This window comes from Mycobacterium sp. 1274756.6 (assembly GCF_001668625.1).
Classification (GTDB): Bacteria; Actinomycetota; Actinomycetes; order Mycobacteriales; family Mycobacteriaceae; genus Mycobacterium.
The window spans coordinates 69,646-89,183 of the sequence record NZ_LZLJ01000016.1; the positions used below are offsets into that span (position 1 = coordinate 69,646).

Genomic DNA, 19,538 nt, shown 5'->3' on the forward strand with positions numbered 1-19,538 from the left:
CGTGTCCATCACCGGCCCGTTCACCGTGGGCGACCGTGCCCAGCTCACCGACGCCAAAGGGCGGCGCTACACCGTGCTGCTCGCCGAAGGCGGTGAGTTCCACACCCACCGCGGCGCGGTGCGGCACGACGACATTCTCGGCCTGCCCGAGGGCAGCGTGGTCACCTCCACCAACGGCAATCCGTTTTTGGTGCTGCGGCCGCTGCTGGTCGACTACGTGCTGTCGATGCCACGGGGGGCGCAGGTCATCTACCCCAAGGACGCCGCCCAGATCGTCCACGAGGGCGACATCTTCCCGGGGGCGCGGGTGCTGGAGGCCGGGGCCGGCTCCGGGGCCATGACCTGCTCGCTGCTGCGCGCCACCGGCCCGACCGGGCAGGTGATCTCCTATGAGGTGCGCGAGGACCACGCCGAGCACGCCCGCCGCAACGTCGAGACCTTCTTCGGCGAGGCGCCGGCGCACTGGCAACTGATCATCGGCGACGTTTCGCGCACCGACCTGCCGTCGCACTCGGTCGACCGGGTGGTGCTCGACATGCTCGCACCCTGGGAGGTGCTCGACGCGGTGAGCCGGGTGCTGACCCCCGGCGGGGTGCTGATCGTCTACGTCGCCACGGTGACCCAGTTGTCCAAGGTGGTCGAGGCGCTGCGCGAACAGCAATGCTGGACCGAACCGCGATCCTGGGAGACCCTGCAACGCGACTGGGACGTGGTGGGGTTGGCGGTGCGCCCGCAACACAACATGCGCGGGCACACGGCCTTCCTGGTCGCGACCCGGCGGATGGCCCCCGGGGTCACCCCACCGGCCCCCAAACGCCGCAAGCAGCCCCGGTAAAGCCGTGCGGGGCGCGATCACACCTCCGATGACTAGCCCGTCCCGAGCGTGTACTCAGTGCGAAAAATCGCCGAAAACTTCGCAGGGAGTACACATTCGGTGACTCGGCCGGCACCTCAGTCGTCACTGCGGTGCAAACCGCGACCGGCTGAGAGCAACTCGATCTCCGGGCGTTCGGCCACCAGTCGTTCGGCGGCGTCGAGCACCGAGACGACGTGAGCGCGGTCACCGGCGACCACCGCCACCCCGATCCCGGCACGGCGATGCAGATCGACCCGGCCGATCTCGGCCGCCGACACCGCGAACCGGCGTTGCAGTTCGGCGACGATCGGGCGCACCACCGACCGCTTCTGCTTCAGCGAACGCACATCACCGAGAAGGACGTCGAACTCCAGCCACCCGATCCACATCGGTCACCCGGGCGGTTCGGGGGCTTCCGGTTCGGGGTTCTCCGGCTCGGATGGTTCAGGCGAGTCCGGCCCGGCCGGCGCACTGCCCAACAGCATGTCGAAGGTGTCCTGGGACAGCTGCCACTGCTGGTCGGTGCGGTCGAACTCCATCGGCAGCGAGAAGCCGTGCTCCTCACCGTTCTTGGCGATCGTGACGTCGGCCACCACCCCGTCCGGCGGGCCGGCAGCCGACCACACGAGGTTGTCCGCGGTGAAGGTGGCAGGCCGGTAGCCGTTGTCCCGCAACGCCGTGGCGAACCGGTCCAGGGTTTCGGCGTCGGCTTCGGTAGCGCCCTGCACCAGCGGCACCTTCTCGATCCCCGGCACCGCCGGATCCGCCAACCGGTACAGCACGTCGGTCAGCGCCCCCGGATCGGGCAAGCCCGGGTCACGCGGCGGCGTGGTGGTCGTCGACGGCGGCGCCGGCAACGTGGTGTCCACCGGGGTGCTCGCCTGCGGCGCACACCCGGGCACCCACAACACCGCGGCCGCCGCCGGGGCGGCCAGCGCGGCGGTCAGCGTCCGACGCATCTGCTCGCGCTTAACGCACCGACTGCAGCAGCGTCATCGCCGAGGTGCGCGACAGCTTCCAGCCGCCCTGGTCGACGAAGGTCAGTGACTGGGTGATCGCCGGGGTTGAGGGGCCGCTGGCGGTGACGTCGGCGCTGGCCGCGCCGGGACCGGCCGGTGCGATATTGGCCACACTGAACGACAGCGGCAGGCTGCCCTTCTCCGCGGCGCGCTGCAGCGCCTTGTCCGCGGTGCGGGATTCCAGCAGGCCCAGCCCGCCCTCCACCAGGTAGCTCTTGTTGGAGAACGGCACGTTGGGGTCGGCCAGGCCGTTGAGCACCCCGGTCAGTTGGTCGGGGGAGGGCAGCGCCGCGTCCGGCGGCTCCAGCGGCAGCGGCGCGTCGAACACCACCGGCTGGACCGGCGGGGCGGTGACGGCGGCCGGCGAAGTCAGTCCGGTCGCCGCGGCGCCGATGGCGGCGACGGCGGCAACACCTGTGGCTAGGAATTTCACGGTAAAAGTCGTCCTTTCAATCGGTCCGGCTCCGGACCAGCTGAGGATCCAGGTTAACAGTGCCACCGGAGTGTCGGATTTCTCCTGCACGCATGAAACGCTGATCGCCGGTAGCGTTGAACTATCCACTCCGCCGGTTCCGGCGTTGGAAAGGAGGGCCCCATGGGCGAGTCAGAGCGTGACGCGTTCGGCGATCCCCGCAGCCACCCCCTGTCCAGTGACGACGCCGCCGAACTCGAGGAACTGCGTCGCGAGGCGGCCACGCTGCGGGACCGGCTCGAAGCGTCGGGCGGAACGCGCGGCACCCGGGAGGTGCACCAGCTGGAGGCCCGGCTGGATTCGCTGACCGCCCGCAACGCCAAACTGATGGAGACGCTGAAAGAAGCCCGCCAGCAGCTGCTGGCGCTGCGCGAGGAGGTCGACCGGCTCGGCCAGCCGCCCAGCGGGTACGGGGTGCTGCTGGGCACCCACGACGACGACACCGTCGACGTGTTCACCTCCGGTCGCAAGATGCGGCTGACCTGCTCACCGAACATCGAGATCGCCGAGCTGAAGAAGGGCCAGACCGTCCGGCTGAACGAGGCGCTGACCGTGGTGGAGGCCGGCACGTTCGAGTCGGTCGGGGAGATCTCCACGCTGCGTGAAGTCCTCGGCGACGGCCACCGCGCACTGGTGGTCGGGCACGCCGACGAGGAACGCATCGTCTGGCTGGCCGATCCGTTGATCGCCGAGGACCTGCCCGACCACGGCAGCGGCACCCTCAGCGACGATTCGCGGCCCCGCAAACTGCGCCCCGGCGACTCGCTGCTGGTCGACACCAAGGCCGGCTACGCCTTCGAACGCATCCCCAAGGCCGAGGTCGAGGACCTGGTGCTCGAGGAGGTGCCCGACGTCAGCTACGCCGATATCGGCGGCCTGGGCCGGCAGATCGAACAGATCCGCGACGCGGTGGAGCTGCCGTTCCTGCACGGCGAGCTGTACCGCGAATACCTGCTGCGCCCACCCAAAGGCGTGCTGCTCTACGGCCCGCCGGGCTGCGGTAAGACCCTGATCGCCAAGGCGGTCGCCAACTCCCTGGCCAAAAAGATGGCCGAGGTGCGCGGCGACAACGCCAAGGAAGCCAAGTCCTACTTCCTCAACATCAAGGGCCCGGAACTGCTCAACAAGTTCGTCGGCGAGACCGAGCGGCACATCCGGCTGATCTTCCAGCGGGCCCGGGAGAAGGCCTCCGAAGGCACCCCGGTGATCGTGTTCTTCGACGAGATGGACTCGATCTTCCGCACCCGCGGCACCGGCGTCTCCTCGGACGTGGAGACCACCGTCGTGCCGCAGCTGCTCAGCGAGATCGACGGTGTGGAGGGCCTGGAGAACGTCATCGTCATCGGCGCGTCCAACCGCGAGGACATGATCGACCCGGCCATCCTGCGGCCGGGCCGGCTGGACGTGAAGATCAAGATCGAGCGGCCCGACGCCGAAGCCGCTCAGGACATCTTCTCCAAGTACCTCACCGAGGACCTGCCGGTGCACGCCGACGACCTCGCCGAGTTCGACGGCGACCACGCGGCCACCGTCAAGGCGATGATCGAGAAGGTCGTCGACCGGATGTACGCCGAGATCGAGGACAACCGGTTTTTGGAAGTCACCTACGCCAACGGTGACAAGGAGGTCATGTACTTCAAGGACTTCAACTCCGGCGCGATGATCCAGAACGTCGTCGACCGGGCCAAGAAGTACGCGATCAAATCGGTGCTGGAGACCAGCCAACCGGGTCTGCGCATCCAGCACCTGCTGGACTCGATCGTCGACGAGTTCGCCGAGAACGAGGACCTGCCCAACACCACCAACCCGGATGACTGGGCGAGGATCTCCGGTAAGAAGGGCGAGCGGATCGTCTACATCCGCACGCTGGTCACCGGCAAGAGCTCCAGCGCCAGCCGCGCCATCGACACCGAATCCAACCTCGGCCAGTACCTGTAGCCCGGATATTCCGTGCCGGGGGTGCCGGCGGCCGCGTTACCGTTTCCGCATGCCTCAACGCATTCGGCGGCTCGCCCCGCTGCTGGCGGTCCCGCTGGCGAGCGCCTGCTCGATGTGGTTCTCCACCGGCGACAACCTGGACTACGACAAGCTGCAAGCCCAGATCAACGACACCCTCGCCGGGCAGTACCGCGAATTCGGGCACACCCCGTCCGATGTCGAGTGCCCGAGGGTGAAGCCCCCGCCGAAAACCGGGGACACCTTCGAGTGCACCGCCACCGTCGACGGCCACGACGACCAGACGGTCCGCATCGAGGTCACCGTCGGTGAGGAGGGGCACGTGGACTTCCGCACCCTCGACACCCTCTACGACCTGCCGACCGCGGCGGAGAAGCTGGGGGAGCAGCTCACCGCGAACCAGGGATTCGACGTGCGCGTCGACTGCGGTGAGGGCATCAAGATCGTCGCCGCCGGGCAGTCCTTCGACTGCACGGCCACCGACCCGGCCGGCCACGACCGCACCCTGCGGGTGACCGCGGGCGGCGTCGGCAACGACGACCGCTGGGAGTTGCTGCCTGATCCCACCGCCTAGGGTGGGGGTATGCAGCGGATCATCGGAACCGAGGTCGAATACGGCATCTCCTCGCCGTCGGATCCGGCCGCCAACCCGATCCTGACCTCCACGCAGGCGGTGCTGGCCTACGCCGCCGCCACCGGTCTGCAGCGCGGCAAACGCACCCGGTGGGACTACGAGGTGGAATCACCGCTGCGCGACGCCCGCGGGTTCGACCTGAGCCGCAGCGCGGGCCCGCCGCCGGTGGTCGACGCCGACGAGGTCGGCGCCGCCAACATGATCCTCACCAACGGCGCCCGGCTCTACGTCGACCACGCCCACCCGGAGTACTCCGCGCCGGAGTGCACCGACCCGATGGACGCGATGATCTGGGACAAGGCCGGCGAGCGGGTCATGGAGGCCGCCGCCCGCCACGTCGCCAGCGTGCCCGGCGCGGCCAAACTGCAGCTGTACAAGAACAACGTCGACGGCAAGGGCGCCTCCTACGGCTCCCACGAGAACTACCTGATGAGCCGCCAGACGCCGTTCTCCACCATCATCGCCGGACTCACCCCGTTCTTCGTGTCCCGGCAGGTGGTGGTCGGGTCCGGCCGGGTGGGGATCGGCCCCGCCGGCGAGGAACCCGGTTTCCAGCTCACCCAGCGCGCCGACTACATCGAGGTGGAGGTGGGGCTGGAGACCACCTTGAAACGCGGCATCATCAACACCCGCGACGAGCCGCACGCCGACGCCGACAAATACCGCCGCCTGCACGTGATCATCGGCGACGCCAACCTCGCCGAGACGTCGACCTACCTCAAACTGGGCACCACCGCACTGGTGCTGGATCTGATCGAGGAGGGGCCCGAGCACGGCCTGGAACTCACCGACCTGGCGCTGGCCCGGCCGGTGCACGCCGTGCACGCCATCAGCCGTGACCCCTCGCTGCGTACGGCGGTGGCCTTGGCCGACGGGCGCGAGCTGACCGGGCTGGCCCTGCAGCGCATCTACCTGGAACGGGTCGCCAAATTGGTGGACCGGCGCGACCCCGATCCGCGGGCCACCGACGTCCTGGAGACCTGGGCACGCGTGCTCGACCTGCTCGAACGCGACCCGATGGAATGCGCCGACCTGCTGGACTGGCCGGCCAAGCTGCGGCTGCTGGAGGGGTTCCGCCAGCGTGAGAACCTGGCCTGGTCCGCGCCGCGGCTGCACCTGGTCGACCTGCAGTACTCCGATGTCCGGCTGGACAAGGGCCTGTACAACCGTCTGGTGGCGCGCGGCTCGATGCGCCGGCTGGTCAGCGAACAGCAGGTGCTGCACGCCGTCGACAACCCGCCCACCGACACCCGCGCCTACTTCCGCGGTGAGTGCATGCGCCGGTTCGGCTCCGATATCGCCGCGGCGAGCTGGGATTCGGTGATCTTCGACCTGGGCGGGGACTCGCTGGTGCGCATCCCGACCCTGGAGCCGCTGCGCGGCAGCCAGGCGCATGTCGGGGAGCTGCTGGACTCGGTGGACAGCGCCGTGGAGCTGGTGGATCAACTCACGACCTGAGCGCCGCTGAGCGCGGCGCGCCGGGCCCCGGACGGTAGGCTGAAGAAGCTGGCGGACGCGTGATGCGCCCGCCAACGACCAAGCAGGAGGCAGCGATGGCGCAGGAGCAGACCAAGCGCGGCGGAGGCGGGGGTGACGACGACCTGACCGGGGACACCGGTGCGGGTCAGGAACGTCGCGAGAAGCTGGCCTCCGAGACCGACGATCTGCTGGATGAGATCGACGACGTGCTGGAGGAGAACGCCGAAGACTTCGTGCGGGCCTACGTGCAGAAGGGCGGCGAGTGACCTGGATGTTCGGTGACCATCAGGGCCTCCACCTCGCCACGACCGGCTCCGGTTTCACCGAGCTCTCCTCGTTTTCGGATCTGCTGCGCCGCCAGGCGCCCGACCTGCTGCCGATGACCGCGACCGCCGACAGCGTCGGTGACCGGCTGCCGCACGGCACCACCATCGTCGCGCTGAAGTACCCCGGTGGGGTGGTGGTCGCCGGTGACCGTCGCGCCACCCAGGGCAACATGATCGCCGGGCGCGATGTGCAGAAGGTCTACATCACCGACGAGTACACCGCGACCGGCATCGCGGGCACCGCCGCGGTCGCGGTGGAGTTCGCCCGGCTCTACGCGGTGGAGCTCGAGCACTACGAAAAGCTCGAAGGGGTGCCGCTGACGTTCGCCGGCAAGGTCAATCGGCTGGCGATCATGGTGCGGTCCAACCTGGGCGCGGCCATGCAGGGGCTGATCGCGCTGCCGCTGCTGGCCGGCTACGACATCGACGCCGCCGACCCGAACTCGGCCGGGCGGATCGTCTCGTTCGACGCCGCGGGCGGCTGGAACCTCGAGGAGGAGGGCTACCAGTCGGTGGGCTCGGGCTCGCTGTTCGCGAAGTCGTCGATGAAGAAGCTCTACGCCCAAGTGCGCGACGCGGACTCGGCGCTGCGGGTGGCCATCGAGGCGCTCTACGACGCCGCCGACGACGACTCCGCTACCGGCGGACCGGATCTGGTGCGCGGCATCTTCCCGACCGCGGTGACCATCGACGCCGACGGCGCCGAGGAGGTCACCGAGCAGCGGATCGCCGAGTTGTCCCGCGAGATCATCGAAAGCCGCACCCGCGCCGATACATTCGGCCCCGACGGCGCCGCGGGCGAGCGGGGTGAGCAGCAGTGAGTTTCCCTTACTTCATCTCGCCGGAACAGGCGATGCGCGAGCGCAGCGAGCTCGCCCGCAAGGGGATCGCGCGCGGCCGCAGCGTGGTGGTGTCCTCCTACGCCGACGGTGTGCTGTTCGTCGCCGAGAACCCGTCGCGGTCCCTGCAGAAGGTCAGTGAGCTCTACGACCGGGTGGGGTTCGCCGCGGTCGGCCGGTTCAACGAGTTCGACAACCTGCGCCGCGGCGGAATCCAGTTCGCCGACACCCGCGGTTACGCCTACGCCCGCCGCGACGTCACCGGCAGGCAGCTGGCCAACGTCTACGCCCAGACGCTGGGGACGATCTTCACCGAGCAGGCCAAGCCTTACGAGGTGGAGCTGTGCGTCGCCGAGGTGGCGCACTACGGCGAGACCAAACGCCCGGAGCTGTACCGCATCACCTACGACGGCTCGATCAACGACGAACCGCATTTCGTGGTCATGGGCGGCACCACCGAGCCGATCATCACCGCGATGAAGGACTCCTACACCGAGAACGCCGACCTGGCCGACGCGGTGCAGGTGGCGGTGCATGCCCTGCACGCCGACAACGGGGAGGCCGCCGAGCCCCGGGTGCTCGGGCCGGGCACGCTGGAGGTGGCGATCCTCGACGCCGGCCGGCCCAAGCGGGCGTTCCGCCGGATCACCGGGGCCGCGCTGGAGGCGCTGCTGCCCGAGCGGGCGGCGGACAGCACCGACTAGCGCTCTCCCGCCTATCGGCGCGGCCGACCCGCACCGCACCCGCCCACCCAGTAGGCTCAAACCGTGCAGCGACGAATCATGGGCATCGAGACCGAGTTCGGCGTGACCTGCACGTTCCACGGCCAACGCCGACTGTCCCCCGACGAGGTGGCCCGCTACCTGTTCCGCCGGGTGGTCTCCTGGGGACGCAGCTCCAACGTTTTCCTGCGCAACGGGGCGCGGCTCTACCTCGACGTGGGCAGCCACCCCGAGTACGCCACCGCCGAATGCGACAACCTGCTGCAGCTGGTCACCCACGACCGCGCCGGGGAACGGGTGCTCGAAGACCTGCTGATCGACGCCGAACAGCGGCTGGTCGACGAGGGGATCGGCGGCGACATCTACCTGTTCAAGAACAACACCGACTCGGCCGGCAACTCCTACGGCTGCCACGAGAACTACCTGATCGTGCGGGCCGGGGAGTTCTCCCGCATCTCCGACGTGCTGCTGCCGTTCCTGGTGACCCGCCAGCTGATCTGCGGCGCGGGCAAGGTGCTGCAGACCCCCAAGGCCGCCACCTTCTGCCTGAGCCAGCGCGCCGAGCACATCTGGGAGGGTGTCTCCAGCGCCACCACCCGGTCCCGGCCGATCATCAACACCCGCGACGAGCCGCACGCCGACGCCGAGAAGTACCGTCGCCTGCACGTCATCGTCGGCGACTCCAATATGAGCGAGACCACCACGATGCTCAAGGTGGGCACCGCCGCGCTGGTGCTGGAGATGATCGAGGCCGGGGTGGCGTTCCGGGACTTCTCCCTGGACAACCCGATCCGCGCGATCCGGGAGGTCAGCCACGACGTCACCGGCCGGCGCCCGGTCCGGCTGGCCGGCGGGCGACAGGCCAGCGCACTGGACATCCAGCGCGAGTACTACAGCCGCGCGGTGGACTACTTGGCCAACCGGGCGCCCGCGCCGCAGCTCCAGCAGGTCATCGACCTGTGGGGCCGCCAACTCGACGCCGTGGAGAGCCAGGACTTCGCCAAAGTCGACACCGAGATCGACTGGGTGATCAAACGCAAACTGTTCCAGCGCTACCAGGACCGCTACGACATGGAACTGTCCGATCCCAAGATCGCCCAGCTGGACCTGGCCTACCACGACATCAAACGCGGCCGCGGGGTGTTCGACCTGCTGCAGCGCAAAGGGCTGGCCGCCCGCGTCACCACCGACGAGGAGATCGACGCGGCCGTCGACACCCCGCCGCAGACCACCCGGGCCAAACTGCGCGGGGAGTTCATCAGCGCCGCCCAGGCCGCCGGCCGCGACTTCACCGTCGACTGGGTGCATCTCAAGCTCAACGACCAGGCGCAGCGCACCGTGCTGTGCAAGGACCCGTTCCGGTACGAGGACGAGCGGGTGGCGCGGCTGATCGCCAGCATGTGAGCCGCGCGCGATTCCGGGCGATCCGGTCAAAGCCGCCCGCCGACATCGCTCCGCGATTACTGTGCGTCGGATCAGATGCACAGCAAAGGGGCTGTCATGAACCGAATCGTGATCGGAATGGTCTTCGCGGCGGTCGCCGCGGTCGCTGCGGCGCCGCTCGCGCACGCTGATCGCACAGTGACCGTGCGGGAAGCCTGCGAACTGACCAGCGGGCCGGGGTCTTATGCGGTCAAACTCGGTATCGCCGATGTGGGGTGCATGCCACCCGGTGGGGCCCGCACCGGCGGCCCGCCGACCGTCGCGGTGGCCGTGTTGATGGCCCAGCAGTTCCCGGGCTCCTACCGGGTCGGGCCCGGCCCGTGGGCGGATTGGGTGATCCCGGGCTGATCGGCGTGCCGGACCCGACCCTGAGCGCCGCACGCCCATTAGGCTGTGGCCGTGGCGGAATCGAAAGTCGAACGGCTGCTCAACCTGGTGATCGCACTGCTGTCCACCCGCGGGTACCTCACCGCCGAGAAGATCCGCGCCACGGTGGTCGGCTACGACAACTCCAGCGACGACGCCTTTGCCCGCATGTTCGAGCGGGACAAAAGCGAACTGCGCGACCTGGGCATCCCGCTGGAGACCGGCAAGGCGTCCTCATCGAGCCCGGTGGAGGGCTACCGGATCAGCGCCGATGACTACGCGCTGCCCGAGATCACCCTGACCGCGGGGGAGGCCGCGGCGGTGGCGGTGGCCGGCCAGCTGTGGGAGACCCCCGAACTGATCACCGCGACCCAGCGGGCCCTGCTGAAGCTGCGCGCCGCCGGCGTCGACGTCGACCCCGACGCCTCCACCGCGATCGCGCCGGTCACCGAACGGCCCGGCCTGCGCGGTGCGGGCACCGTGCTCGCCGGTCTGCTCGCCGCCATCGACCACGGCCAGGCGGTGCAGTTCGAGCACCGGCCCTCCCGCAGCCAGCCCTACACGCTGCGCACCGTCGAGCCGTGGGGAGTGCTCACCGCCAAGGGCCGCTGGTACCTGGTCGGCCACGACCGCGACCGCGACGACACCCGGGTCTTCCGGCTGTCCCGCATGGGCGACACCGTCACCCCGATCGGGGCGCCGGGCGCCGTCAGCCGCACCGCCGACGTCGACCTGCGACAACTGCTCACCGACGTCGTCGCCGGGTCGGCGACCACGACGACCGCGCGGGTCTGGGTGGCCGAGGACCGCGGGGTGGCGCTGCGGCGCACCGGCACCGCCGTCGAGCAGCGCCGGCTGGGTGAGCGCGACGGCACGGTGTTCGAACTGCCGGCCGACGCGCTGGGCCAGTTGACCCGCACCGTCGCCGGGTACGGCGCCGATGCGGTGGTACTGGAACCGGCCGAGCTGCGCGAGGACGTCCTCGCCCGGCTGCGAGCCCTGGCGAGCGACGACGTGGAGGTGTCCGGCTGATGCGCCCGATCTCCGAACGACTGGTACGGCTGCTCAACATGGTCCCGTACTTCCAGGCCAACCCGCGGGTGCACCGCGCCAAGGCGGCCACCGACCTCGGGGTCACCGAGGAGCAGCTGGTCGACGACCTCAACCTGCTGTTCGTCAGCGGCCTGCCCGGCCACTACCCCGACGACCTGATCGACTTCGTCGACATCGACGCCGACCACATCGAGGTGACCTTCTCCGCCGGGCTGGACCACCCGCTGGGCCTGACCTCCCCGGAGGCCACCGGTCTGCTGATGGCGCTGCGCGCCCTGACCGACATCCCCGGCGTGGTGGAGCCGGAGGCCGCGCGCAGTGCGATCGCCAAGATCGAGGCGGCGGCCGGCGCGGCCACCGCTGACCAGCCCGAAGCGGTGGCCGCCGTCGACGAACCCGCCCCCGCCGAGCACGACGCCGCCGCCGCGGTCCGCCAGGCCGTCACCGACCGCCGCGCGCTGAGCATCGACTACTACGCCGCCTCCCACGACACCCTGACCACCCGGATGGTGGACCCGATCCGGGTGGTGCTGATCGGCAACCACAGCTACCTGGAGGGCTGGTGCCGGGAAGCCGAGGGGGTCCGGCTGTTCCGGTTCGACCGGATCGTGGACACCACCGTGCTCGACGAACCGTCGTCCCCACCGGAGCCGGCCGTGACCGCCCCGACCGACATGTCGCTGTTCACCGCCGACCCGGGCCTGCCGGCCGCCACCCTGCTGGTGGCGCCGACGGCGGCCTGGATGTTCGAGTACTACCCGATGCGGGTGCTCAACGAACGGCCCGACGGCACCTGCGAGGCGGCGATGACCTATGCCTCCGACGACTGGATGACCCGGCTGCTGCTCGGCCTGGGCGGGCAGGTGCGGGTTCTGAAACCGGAGACGCTGGCCGATCAGGTGCGGCAGGCCGCGACCGCGGCGCTGGCCGCCTACGACGCCGCGGGCCTCTCCACCTAACGCTGCCAGCCGGCTGCGGTAGCATCGTGGCGACGTCTGGAGGTAACCAAAGTGGGCAGTCTTAGTCCGTGGCACTGGGCGATCCTGCTGGTCGTGGTGATCGTTCTGTTCGGTGCCAAACGGCTTCCCGACGCAGCACGGTCGCTGGGCAAGTCGTTGCGGATCTTCAAATCCGAGGTTCGTGAACTGCAGAACGAGAGCAGGGCCGAGTCCCCTGCCTCCCCCGCCGCGCCGCCCACCGCGGTGCAGTCCGAGCGCGTCGACCCACCCGCGGCCGACGGACGGGCTTCCTAACCCGGCCTCGACCCCGGCGTGCGGCACGGCCGCACGCCCCGACTTCTGATGGTGCGCACCCAAGGATTGTTCAAACGGCTGGATCCGCGGCAGCGCCGCAGCCGCACCAATCCGGACGGCACCATGGCGCTCGCCGACCACCTGCGCGAACTGCGGACCCGGCTGCTGATCTCGCTGGCGGCGATCTTCGTGACCACGATCGCCGGTTTCCTGTGGTACTCGCACTCGGTGTTCGGGCTGGAGAGCCTGGGCGAATGGCTGCGCCACCCGTACTGCGCGCTGCCGCCGTCGGCGCGGGCCGACATCAGCGCCGACGGGCAGTGCCGGCTGCTGGCGACCGCCCCGTTCGACCAGTTCATGCTGCGGCTCAAGGTGGGCCTGGCCGCCGGGGTGGTGCTGGCCTGCCCGGTCTGGTTCTACCAGCTGTGGGCGTTCATCACCCCGGGGCTCTACCGCAAGGAGCGCCGGTTCGCGGTCACCTTCGTGGTCTCGGCGGCGGTGCTGTTCGTCGCCGGCGCGCTGCTGGCCTACCTGGTCCTGGCCAAGGCGTTGCACTTCCTGCTGACGATCGGCAGCGACGTGCAGGTCACCGCGCTCTCCGGCGACCAGTACTTCGGGTTCCTGATCAACCTGCTGCTGGTCTTCGGCATCAGCTTCGAGTTCCCGCTGCTGATCGTGATGCTCAACGCCGTCGGGGTGCTGAGCTACCAGCGGCTCAAGCAGTGGCGGCGCGGCCTGATCTTCGTGGTGTTCCTGTTCGCGGCGATCTTCACCCCCGGCTCCGACCCGTTCTCGATGATCGCGCTGGGCCTCGCGCTCACCCTGCTGCTGGAGTTCGCGATCCAGATCGCTCGCCTGCACGACAGACGCCGGGCGCGACGCGAAGCCGCCACCCTGGCCGACGACGAGGCGTCGGTGCTCGAGGAGCCCGCCCCGGTGCCCGCGCCCGGCCCGATCACCCGCACCGATGACGACGCCACCTGAGTCGCAACTGGCCCGCTTCGCCGCGGACCTGCCGTTCGCCTTGGACGAGTTCCAGCGGCGGGCCTGCACCGCGTTGGAAGCCGGCCACGGCGTGCTGGTCTGCGCCCCCACCGGCGCGGGCAAAACCGTGGTGGGGGAGTTCGCGGTGCACCTGGCGCTGGCCGGCGGCGGCAAATGCTTCTACACCACCCCGCTGAAAGCGCTGAGCAACCAGAAGCACACCGACCTGAGCGCCCGCTACGGCGCCGAGCGCATCGGGCTGCTCACCGGCGACCAGTCGATCAACGGCGACGCCCCAGTGGTGGTCATGACCACCGAGGTGCTGCGCAACATGCTCTACGCGGATTCCCCGACGCTGCACGGGCTTTCCCACGTGGTGATGGACGAGGTGCACTTCCTGGCCGACCGGATGCGCGGCGCGGTGTGGGAGGAGGTGATCCTGCACCTGCCCGAACCGGTGCGGCTGGTCAGCCTGTCGGCGACGGTGAGCAACGCCGAGGAGTTCGGCGGCTGGATCCAGACCGTGCGCGGCGACACCACCGTCGTCGTCGACGAGCACCGGCCGGTACCGCTGTGGCAGCACATGCTGGTCGGCAAGCGGCTGTTCGACCTGTTCGACGCCGACGGCAAACCCGGCGCGGTCGCCCCCGACCTGCTGCGCCACATCAGCCAGCGCCGCGAAGCCGACCGGCTCTCCGACTGGCGTCCGCACCGGCACCGCGGCCCCGGGCCGGTGCGCGCCTTCCGGCCGCCGGCCCGACCGGAGGTGATCGCCGCGCTGGACAGCGCCGGGCTCCTCCCGGCGATCACGTTCGTGTTCTCCCGCGCCGGGTGCGACGCGGCGGTGCGCCAGTGCCTGCGCTCCCCGCTGCGGCTGACCACCGAGGCCGAGCGGGACCGCATCGCCGAGGTGGTCGAGCGGCGCTGCGCGCACCTGGCCGACACCGACCTGGGGGTGCTGGGCTACTACGAATGGCGCGAGGGGCTGCTGCGGGGCATGGCCGCCCACCACGCCGGGATGCTGCCCGGCTTCCGGCACACCGTGGAGGAACTGTTCACCGCCGGGCTGGTCAAGGCGGTGTTCGCCACCGAAACCCTGGCGTTGGGCATCAACATGCCCGCCCGCACCGTCGTGCTGGAACGGCTGGTGAAATTCAACGGGGAGGAACACGCCCCGCTCACCCCGGGGGAGTACACCCAGCTGACCGGGCGGGCCGGGCGGCGCGGCATCGACATCGAGGGCCACGCGGTGGTGGTGTGGCAGCCCGACATCGAACCCGCCGACGTGGCCGGGCTCGCCTCCACCCGCACCTTCCCGCTGCGCAGCTCGTTCGCGCCGTCCTACAACATGACGATCAACCTGGTCTCGCGGATGGACACCGAGCAGGCCCACCGGCTGCTGGAACAGTCCTTCGCCCAGTACCAGGCCGACCGGTCGGTGGTGGGCCTGGTGCGCGGCGCGGAGCGGGGCCGGCGGATGCTGGCCGAGATCGCCGCCGAACTCGGCGGCACCGACGCGCCCATCCTCGACTACGCCCGGCTGCGCGACCAGGTCTCCCAGCGGGAGAAGGCGCAGGCCCGCGCCGGACGGCTGCAGCGGCGCCGGGCCGCCAACGACGCGCTGGCCGCGCTGCGCCGCGGCGACATCATCACGATCAACGACCGCCGCCGCGGCGGGCTGGCGGTGGTGATCGAAGCCGCCCGCGACGAGCTGGACCCGCGGCCGCTGGTGTTGACCGAGCACCGCTGGGCGGGCCGGATCTCCTCGGCCGACTACTCCGGGGCGACGCCGCCGCTGGGAACGATGCGGCTGCCCAAGCGGGTGGAGCACCGCCAGCCGCGGGTCCGCCGGGACCTGGCGTCGGCGCTGCGGTCGGCGGCCGCCGGGTTGCCGCTGCCCGGCCGGCGCCGCGGCCGCGACGACGAACCGGCCGACCCGGAACTGACGGCGCTGCGCACCAAGCTGCGGGCCCACCCGGTGCACCACGCCGCCGACCGGGACGAGGGACTGGCCGCCGCGCAGCGCTACCTGCGCATCGAGCGGGACAACGCCCAGCTGGACAAGAAGGTCGCGGCGGCGACGAACTCGCTGGCCCGCACCTTCGACCGGATCGTCGGGCTGCTCACCGAACGCGGCTACATCCGCCGCGGCCCCGACGGCGAGCTGTCGGTCACCGACGACGGCCGGCTGTTGGCCCGCATCTACAGCGAAAGCGACCTGCTGGTGGCCGAATGCCTGCGCACCGGCGCGTGGCAGGGTCTCAAACCCACCGAGCTGGCCGCGGTGGTCTCGGCGGTGCTGTTCGAGACCCGCGGGGACGGCCACGGCGGCATCCACGGCGCCGACGCCCCGTCGGCCGGGGTGCGGCGCGGCTTGCAGAACACGCTGCGGCTCTCCGCGCAGCTGCGCTCCGACGAGCAGCGCCACCGGCTGGCCACCGGCCGTGAGCCCGACGACGGTTTCGCGGCGGCGGCGTACCACTGGGCCCGCACCGGCGACCTGGCCACCGCGCTGGCCGCCTCCGATGTGACCGAGACCGGCAGCCCGCTGTCGGCAGGGGATTTCGTGCGCTGGTGCCGCCAGGTGCTCGACCTGCTCGATCAGGTCCGCAACGCCGGCCCGCAAGCCGAACTGCGCCGAACCGCCCAACAAGCGATCGGCGCGGTTCGGCGCGGCGTCGTCGCGGTGGACGGGGGATAGGCCGGTAGGGTAGGCGCGAACAGCGAGGCGAACGCAGTACACAGGGAGATGGCATGAGCGGACCGCAGGGACCGGACCCGACGGAAGCCTGGCAGCCCCCGGCTGAGCCGGCGGAGAGCCCCCAGCAGGCCGAGTCGGGTCACCAGGACGCCGCGGTGCCGCCGGCCGAGCCGTCGCCGTGGCAGCCGACCGGTTACGAGCAGGAGTACCCGCCCACCTACCCGGCGGTGCCCGGCTACCCGCAGCCCGAGCAGTACGGCCAGCCCACCCCCTACGGTTCGCCCGGTCAGCCCTACGGCCAGACCGCCGAATACCCGCCGCCGGGCCAGTACGGGCATCCCACCCAGTACGCCCAGCCCGGCCCGTACGGCCAACCCACCGACTACAGCGCGACGGGCCCGTACGCCCAGCCCGGTCAGCCCCCGGCGCAGCCCGGCGCTCCCGCCGGCCACGAACACCACCTGGTCTCCGACGCCCGCAAGAAGTTCCTCGGCATGCCGATCAGCGGGCGCGCCGCGGTCACCCTGGCCGCGCTGACCGGCGCGATCATCGTCGCGGTGCTGGTGTTGGGGCTGCTGTGGCCCGGCTTCCTGGTCACCACCAAACTCAACATCGACAAGGCCCAGGCCGGCGTGCAGCAGATCCTCAGCGACGAGACCAACGGCTACGGCGCCAAGAACGTCAAGGACGTCATCTGCAACGAGGGCAAGGGCAACCCGACGGTCAAGAAGGACGGCACCTTCGACTGCGAGGTCAGCATCGACGGCACCAAGCGCAAGGTGACGGTGACCTTCCAGGACGACTCGGGCACCTACGCCGTCGGCCGGCCCCGCTGACCGGTCAACCGGTGCGGGCGGCGGTCTGCAGCGCGGTCTCCAGCCGCCGCACCGACGAGCCGACCCCGTACCGGTCGGCAAGGGCGGCAACACGATCGGCGTCCACCGCCCGTTCCGGCAGCGCGTCGGTGGCCCGGGACAGTTCCACCGCGGCGTCGGTGACCACCCGCACCACCGGGCCCGCGGTCTCGATGTAGTCGCTCGCCGCGACCAGCTTCGCCCGGATCCCCTTGGCCATCGGCGAGCTCGGATCGGCTGCGGCGGCCCGCACCGCGGCCAGCGAGCCGTGCTCGGCCAACAGCCGCGCGGCGGTCTTCTCCCCGATCCCCGGCACCCCGGGCAGTCCGTCGGACGGGTCACCGCGCAGCAACGCCAACTCGGCGTAGGCGGCCCCGGCCCGCGCGGCGGGCACCCCGTAGCGTTCGGCGACCTCGGCCGGCCCGAACAGGGTCGCCTTGGCCAGCCCGCGCCCGAGGTAGAGCACCCGCACCGGCACCGGGTCCTCGGCGACCACCTGCAGCAGATCCCGGTCCCCGGAGACCACCACGACCGGGTCGGCCGTCTCGGCGGCGGCCAGGGTGCCCAGCACGTCGTCGGCCTCCAACCCCTCCGCGCCGCCGGTGGCGATCCCGAAGGCGTCCAGCACCTCCAGGATCACCTCCACCTGCGGGCCGAGCTCGTCGGGCATCTCCTCGACGTCGGGGGCATCGGCCTCGACCTCCTCCACCCGGTGCGCCTTGTAAGACGGCAGCAGCGCCACCCGGAACTGCGGACGCCAGTCCAGATCCAGGCAGACCACCAGGCGGCGCGGCCGCTGTGCGGTGACCAGGGTGGCCACCGCGTCGAGGAAACCGCGCACCGCGTTGACCGGCATCCCGTCGGGTGCGGTGATCGACGACGGCACCCCGTAGAAGGAACGGAACCACATCGAGGCGCCGTCGAGCAGCAGCAGCGGAGCGGGCATGCCCGCCATGCTATTTCCCGCCCGGATCGACCGCCGCCCCACCCGATAGCCTGGGGAGGTGACTTCCCGGTTCGACAGCTCCGTCTACGCCCGCCGGCTGGCCGCCGCGGCCGCCGCCACCGCCGAGGCCGGACTGGCCGGGCTGGTCATCACCCCCGGACACGACCTGCGCTACCTGCTGGGGTCGCGGGCGGAGACCTTCGAGCGGCTCACCGCGCTGGTGCTGCCCGCCGACGGGGAGCCGACGATGGTGGTGCCCAGGCTGGAGGTGCCCGCCCTGGCCGAATCCGCGGTCGGCGACCTGGGCATCACGGTGCGGGACTGGGTGGACGGCGACGACCCCTACCGGCTGGTCGCCGACGCGCTGCCCGGGACCACCGCGGCGGTCACCGACGCGATGCCCGCCCTGCACCTGGTGCCGCTGGCCACCCTGCTGGGCGCCCCGCCGGAGCTGGCCACCGCGGTGCTGCGCCGGCTGCGGATGCGCAAGGATCCCGCCGAGATCGACGCGCTGCGCCGCGCCGGCGCCGCCATCGACCGGGTGCACGCCGCGGTTCCCGCGCTGCTGCGGGCCGGCCGCACCGAAGCCGACGTCGCCGCCGATATCGCCGAAGCTATTGTGGCCGAAGGGCATTCGGAGGTGGCGTTCATCATCGTCGGGTCCGGGCCGAACGGCGCCGACCCGCACCACGCCTGCTCGCAGCGGCAACTGAGCCACGGCGACATCGTGGTCGTCGACATCGGTGGGCCCGTCGAGCCCGGCTACTACTCCGACTGCACCCGCACCTACAGCGTCGGCGAACCCGGCCCCGAAGTGGCGCAGCACTACGCGGTGCTGCAGCGCGCCCAGCGCGCCGCGGTGAGCGCGGTGCGTCCGGGGGCGACCGCCGAGCAGATCGACGCCGCCGCCCGCGACGTGCTGGCCGAGGCCGGGCTGGCCGAGTACTTCGTGCACCGCACCGGGCACGGCATCGGCCTGTCGGTGCACGAAGAGCCCTACCTGGTCGCCGGCAACGACCTGCCGCTGGCCGCCGGGATGGCGTTCTCCGTCGAACCCGGAATCTATTTCCCCGGCCGATGGGGCGCCCGCATCGAGGACATCGTCATCGTCACCGACGACGGCGCGGAACCGGTCAACACCCGCCCCCACGAGCTGGTCGTCGCCGGCTGAGCCGTGGCCGGCGTGGCCGGCTAATCGGTGTCGCGGTCGAGCAGCGTCGAGGAGCCCAGCACCCGCTGGATCTGCACCTCGATGACCACCCGCTGCGGATTCTCCCGCGGGGTGCGGTAACGCTGCGCGTAGCGCAGTTCGGCGTCGCGCACCGCATCGGCGTCCGCGCTCACACTGGCCCGACCCTCCAGCGACAGCCAGCGCGCCCCGTCGACCTGGGACAGCACCGCCACCCCGCCGCGCTCGGCGTTGAGCGCCTTCTGCGAGCCGCCGTTGGTGATCACCCGTGCGATATGGGTTTTCGGGTCGAAGGTGAATCCGACCGCGACCACGTGCGGCGAGCCGTCGGCGCGCAGCGTGGTCAGCATCGCCAAGTGCCGCTCGGTGAGAAACGAGTGCGCGTCGTCGGTGAGCCGGGTCGTGGTGTTCGCCATCACGGCCCACGCTAGCGCAGGACATAATCG

21 protein-coding genes are annotated in these 19,538 nt (G+C 70.9%); 16 read left to right on the forward strand and 5 right to left on the reverse strand.

Features of this window, described 5'->3' with window-relative positions; all coding sequences use genetic code 11:
• Position 1: 1 nt before the first annotated feature.
• Complete coding sequence (locus A5643_RS02135; protein WP_066851465.1) at positions 2 to 835, forward strand: tRNA (adenine-N1)-methyltransferase; 834 nt, start codon at positions 2 to 4, stop codon at positions 833 to 835.
• Positions 836 to 951: 116 nt separating this feature from the next.
• Here A5643_RS02135 and A5643_RS02140 read toward each other — a convergent pair whose 3' ends face one another.
• From A5643_RS02140 to A5643_RS02150, 3 genes are read right to left on the reverse strand one after another with little or no spacing between them, the layout of a single operon-like run.
• The gene (locus A5643_RS02140) at positions 952 to 1,245 is read right to left on the reverse strand and encodes a DUF503 domain-containing protein (RefSeq protein WP_066851467.1); all 294 of its coding nucleotides are present in this window, start codon (positions 1,243 to 1,245) and stop codon (positions 952 to 954) included.
• Between the two features lie 3 nt (positions 1,246 to 1,248).
• The gene (lppK, locus tag A5643_RS02145; RefSeq protein WP_082948670.1) at positions 1,249 to 1,815 is read right to left on the reverse strand and encodes a lipoprotein LppK; all 567 of its coding nucleotides are present in this window, start codon (positions 1,813 to 1,815) and stop codon (positions 1,249 to 1,251) included.
• A 10-nt stretch (positions 1,816 to 1,825) separates the two neighbouring features.
• Positions 1,826 to 2,308 carry an MTB12 family secreted protein gene (locus A5643_RS02150; RefSeq protein ID WP_156628451.1) on the reverse strand — a complete coding sequence of 161 codons (483 nt, stop codon included), beginning with the start codon at positions 2,306 to 2,308 and terminating at the stop codon, positions 1,826 to 1,828.
• Positions 2,309 to 2,470: 162 nt separating this feature from the next.
• Here A5643_RS02150 and arc point away from each other — a divergent pair, with 162 nt between their 5' ends.
• The 14 genes from arc to A5643_RS02220 all read left to right on the forward strand — a co-directional run bounded on the left by arc (position 2,471) and on the right by A5643_RS02220 (position 16,939).
• Positions 2,471 to 4,285: a proteasome ATPase gene (gene arc / locus A5643_RS02155; protein WP_066851469.1), complete on the forward strand. Its 1,815-nt coding sequence runs from the start codon at positions 2,471 to 2,473 to the stop codon at positions 4,283 to 4,285.
• Between the two features lie 49 nt (positions 4,286 to 4,334).
• The gene (locus A5643_RS02160) at positions 4,335 to 4,877 is read left to right on the forward strand and encodes a DUF4333 domain-containing protein (RefSeq protein WP_066851471.1); all 543 of its coding nucleotides are present in this window, start codon (positions 4,335 to 4,337) and stop codon (positions 4,875 to 4,877) included.
• Positions 4,878 to 4,886: 9 nt separating this feature from the next.
• Entirely contained in the window at positions 4,887 to 6,395 is a 1,509-nt protein-coding gene (dop, locus tag A5643_RS02165) for a depupylase/deamidase Dop (protein ID WP_066851473.1), read from the forward strand.
• 95 nt (positions 6,396 to 6,490) lie between these two features.
• Entirely contained in the window at positions 6,491 to 6,682 is a 192-nt protein-coding gene (locus A5643_RS02170) for a ubiquitin-like protein Pup (RefSeq protein ID WP_066851475.1), read from the forward strand.
• A gap of 5 nt (positions 6,683 to 6,687) precedes the next feature.
• Positions 6,688 to 7,563 carry a proteasome subunit beta gene (gene prcB / locus A5643_RS02175; protein ID WP_082948678.1) on the forward strand — a complete coding sequence of 292 codons (876 nt, stop codon included), beginning with the start codon at positions 6,688 to 6,690 and terminating at the stop codon, positions 7,561 to 7,563.
• A complete protein-coding gene (prcA, locus tag A5643_RS02180) occupies positions 7,560 to 8,285 on the forward strand; it encodes a proteasome subunit alpha (RefSeq protein WP_066851479.1) in 726 nt (241 codons plus the stop codon). Before prcB ends, prcA begins: the two co-directional genes overlap by 4 nt.
• Before the next feature lie 63 nt (positions 8,286 to 8,348).
• On the forward strand, positions 8,349 to 9,707 hold the full coding sequence (gene pafA, locus A5643_RS02185) for a Pup--protein ligase (protein ID WP_156628453.1): 1,359 nt from the start codon (positions 8,349 to 8,351) through the stop codon (positions 9,705 to 9,707).
• 96 nt (positions 9,708 to 9,803) lie between these two features.
• On the forward strand, positions 9,804 to 10,094 hold the full coding sequence (locus A5643_RS02190) for a hypothetical protein (protein WP_066851483.1): 291 nt from the start codon (positions 9,804 to 9,806) through the stop codon (positions 10,092 to 10,094).
• A 51-nt stretch (positions 10,095 to 10,145) separates the two neighbouring features.
• The gene (locus A5643_RS02195; RefSeq protein WP_066851592.1) at positions 10,146 to 11,144 is read left to right on the forward strand and encodes a helix-turn-helix transcriptional regulator; all 999 of its coding nucleotides are present in this window, start codon (positions 10,146 to 10,148) and stop codon (positions 11,142 to 11,144) included.
• Positions 11,144 to 12,124, forward strand: coding sequence for a helix-turn-helix transcriptional regulator (locus A5643_RS02200; RefSeq protein ID WP_066851485.1), 981 nt, complete (start codon positions 11,144 to 11,146; stop codon positions 12,122 to 12,124). Before A5643_RS02195 ends, A5643_RS02200 begins: the two co-directional genes overlap by 1 nt.
• A gap of 51 nt (positions 12,125 to 12,175) precedes the next feature.
• Positions 12,176 to 12,418 (forward strand): Sec-independent protein translocase subunit TatA, encoded by a 243-nt coding sequence (gene tatA / locus A5643_RS02205; protein WP_066851487.1) that lies wholly within the window; start codon positions 12,176 to 12,178, stop codon positions 12,416 to 12,418.
• A gap of 51 nt (positions 12,419 to 12,469) precedes the next feature.
• Positions 12,470 to 13,402 carry a twin-arginine translocase subunit TatC gene (gene tatC, locus A5643_RS02210; RefSeq protein ID WP_156628455.1) on the forward strand — a complete coding sequence of 311 codons (933 nt, stop codon included), beginning with the start codon at positions 12,470 to 12,472 and terminating at the stop codon, positions 13,400 to 13,402.
• Positions 13,386 to 16,103, forward strand: a complete 2,718-nt coding sequence (locus A5643_RS02215; protein ID WP_066851491.1) for a DEAD/DEAH box helicase — start codon at positions 13,386 to 13,388, stop codon at positions 16,101 to 16,103. Before tatC ends, A5643_RS02215 begins: the two co-directional genes overlap by 17 nt.
• A 53-nt stretch (positions 16,104 to 16,156) precedes the next feature.
• Positions 16,157 to 16,939: a DUF4333 domain-containing protein gene (locus A5643_RS02220; RefSeq protein WP_066851492.1), complete on the forward strand. Its 783-nt coding sequence runs from the start codon at positions 16,157 to 16,159 to the stop codon at positions 16,937 to 16,939.
• Positions 16,940 to 16,943: 4 nt separating this feature from the next.
• Here A5643_RS02220 and A5643_RS02225 read toward each other — a convergent pair whose 3' ends face one another.
• Complete coding sequence (locus A5643_RS02225; protein ID WP_066851593.1) at positions 16,944 to 17,903, reverse strand: 5'-3' exonuclease; 960 nt, start codon at positions 17,901 to 17,903, stop codon at positions 16,944 to 16,946.
• 58 nt (positions 17,904 to 17,961) lie between these two features.
• On the opposite strand from A5643_RS02225, the gene A5643_RS02230 reads away from it, so the two are divergent.
• Positions 17,962 to 19,074 carry a M24 family metallopeptidase gene (locus tag A5643_RS02230; protein ID WP_066851494.1) on the forward strand — a complete coding sequence of 371 codons (1,113 nt, stop codon included), beginning with the start codon at positions 17,962 to 17,964 and terminating at the stop codon, positions 19,072 to 19,074.
• A 20-nt stretch (positions 19,075 to 19,094) separates the two neighbouring features.
• On the opposite strand, the gene A5643_RS02235 is transcribed toward A5643_RS02230, so the two are convergent.
• Positions 19,095 to 19,508 carry a F420-dependent biliverdin reductase gene (locus A5643_RS02235; RefSeq protein WP_066851496.1) on the reverse strand — a complete coding sequence of 138 codons (414 nt, stop codon included), beginning with the start codon at positions 19,506 to 19,508 and terminating at the stop codon, positions 19,095 to 19,097.
• Positions 19,509 to 19,538 lie beyond the last annotated feature (30 nt).

What these genes read in the sequence shown, in the direction of transcription:
- lppK (WP_082948670.1), bottom strand. Translation starts at nt 1,815, where the DNA reads ATGCGTCGGACGCTGACCGCCGCGCTGGCCGCCCCGGCGGCGGCCGCG.
- A5643_RS02220 (WP_066851492.1), top strand. Translation starts at nt 16,157, where the DNA reads ATGAGCGGACCGCAGGGACCGGACCCGACGGAAGCCTGGCAGCCCCCG.
- arc (WP_066851469.1), top strand. Translation starts at nt 2,471, where the DNA reads ATGGGCGAGTCAGAGCGTGACGCGTTCGGCGATCCCCGCAGCCACCCC.
- prcB (WP_082948678.1), top strand. Translation starts at nt 6,688, where the DNA reads ATGTTCGGTGACCATCAGGGCCTCCACCTCGCCACGACCGGCTCCGGT.
- A5643_RS02235 (WP_066851496.1), bottom strand. Translation starts at nt 19,508, where the DNA reads ATGGCGAACACCACGACCCGGCTCACCGACGACGCGCACTCGTTTCTC.
- A5643_RS02200 (WP_066851485.1), top strand. Translation starts at nt 11,144, where the DNA reads ATGCGCCCGATCTCCGAACGACTGGTACGGCTGCTCAACATGGTCCCG.
- A5643_RS02170 (WP_066851475.1), top strand. Translation starts at nt 6,491, where the DNA reads ATGGCGCAGGAGCAGACCAAGCGCGGCGGAGGCGGGGGTGACGACGAC.
- A5643_RS02140 (WP_066851467.1), bottom strand. Translation starts at nt 1,245, where the DNA reads ATGTGGATCGGGTGGCTGGAGTTCGACGTCCTTCTCGGTGATGTGCGT.
- A5643_RS02215 (WP_066851491.1), top strand. Translation starts at nt 13,386, where the DNA reads ATGACGACGCCACCTGAGTCGCAACTGGCCCGCTTCGCCGCGGACCTG.
- A5643_RS02190 (WP_066851483.1), top strand. Translation starts at nt 9,804, where the DNA reads ATGAACCGAATCGTGATCGGAATGGTCTTCGCGGCGGTCGCCGCGGTC.
- dop (WP_066851473.1), top strand. Translation starts at nt 4,887, where the DNA reads ATGCAGCGGATCATCGGAACCGAGGTCGAATACGGCATCTCCTCGCCG.
- A5643_RS02160 (WP_066851471.1), top strand. Translation starts at nt 4,335, where the DNA reads ATGCCTCAACGCATTCGGCGGCTCGCCCCGCTGCTGGCGGTCCCGCTG.
- A5643_RS02225 (WP_066851593.1), bottom strand. Translation starts at nt 17,903, where the DNA reads ATGCCCGCTCCGCTGCTGCTGCTCGACGGCGCCTCGATGTGGTTCCGT.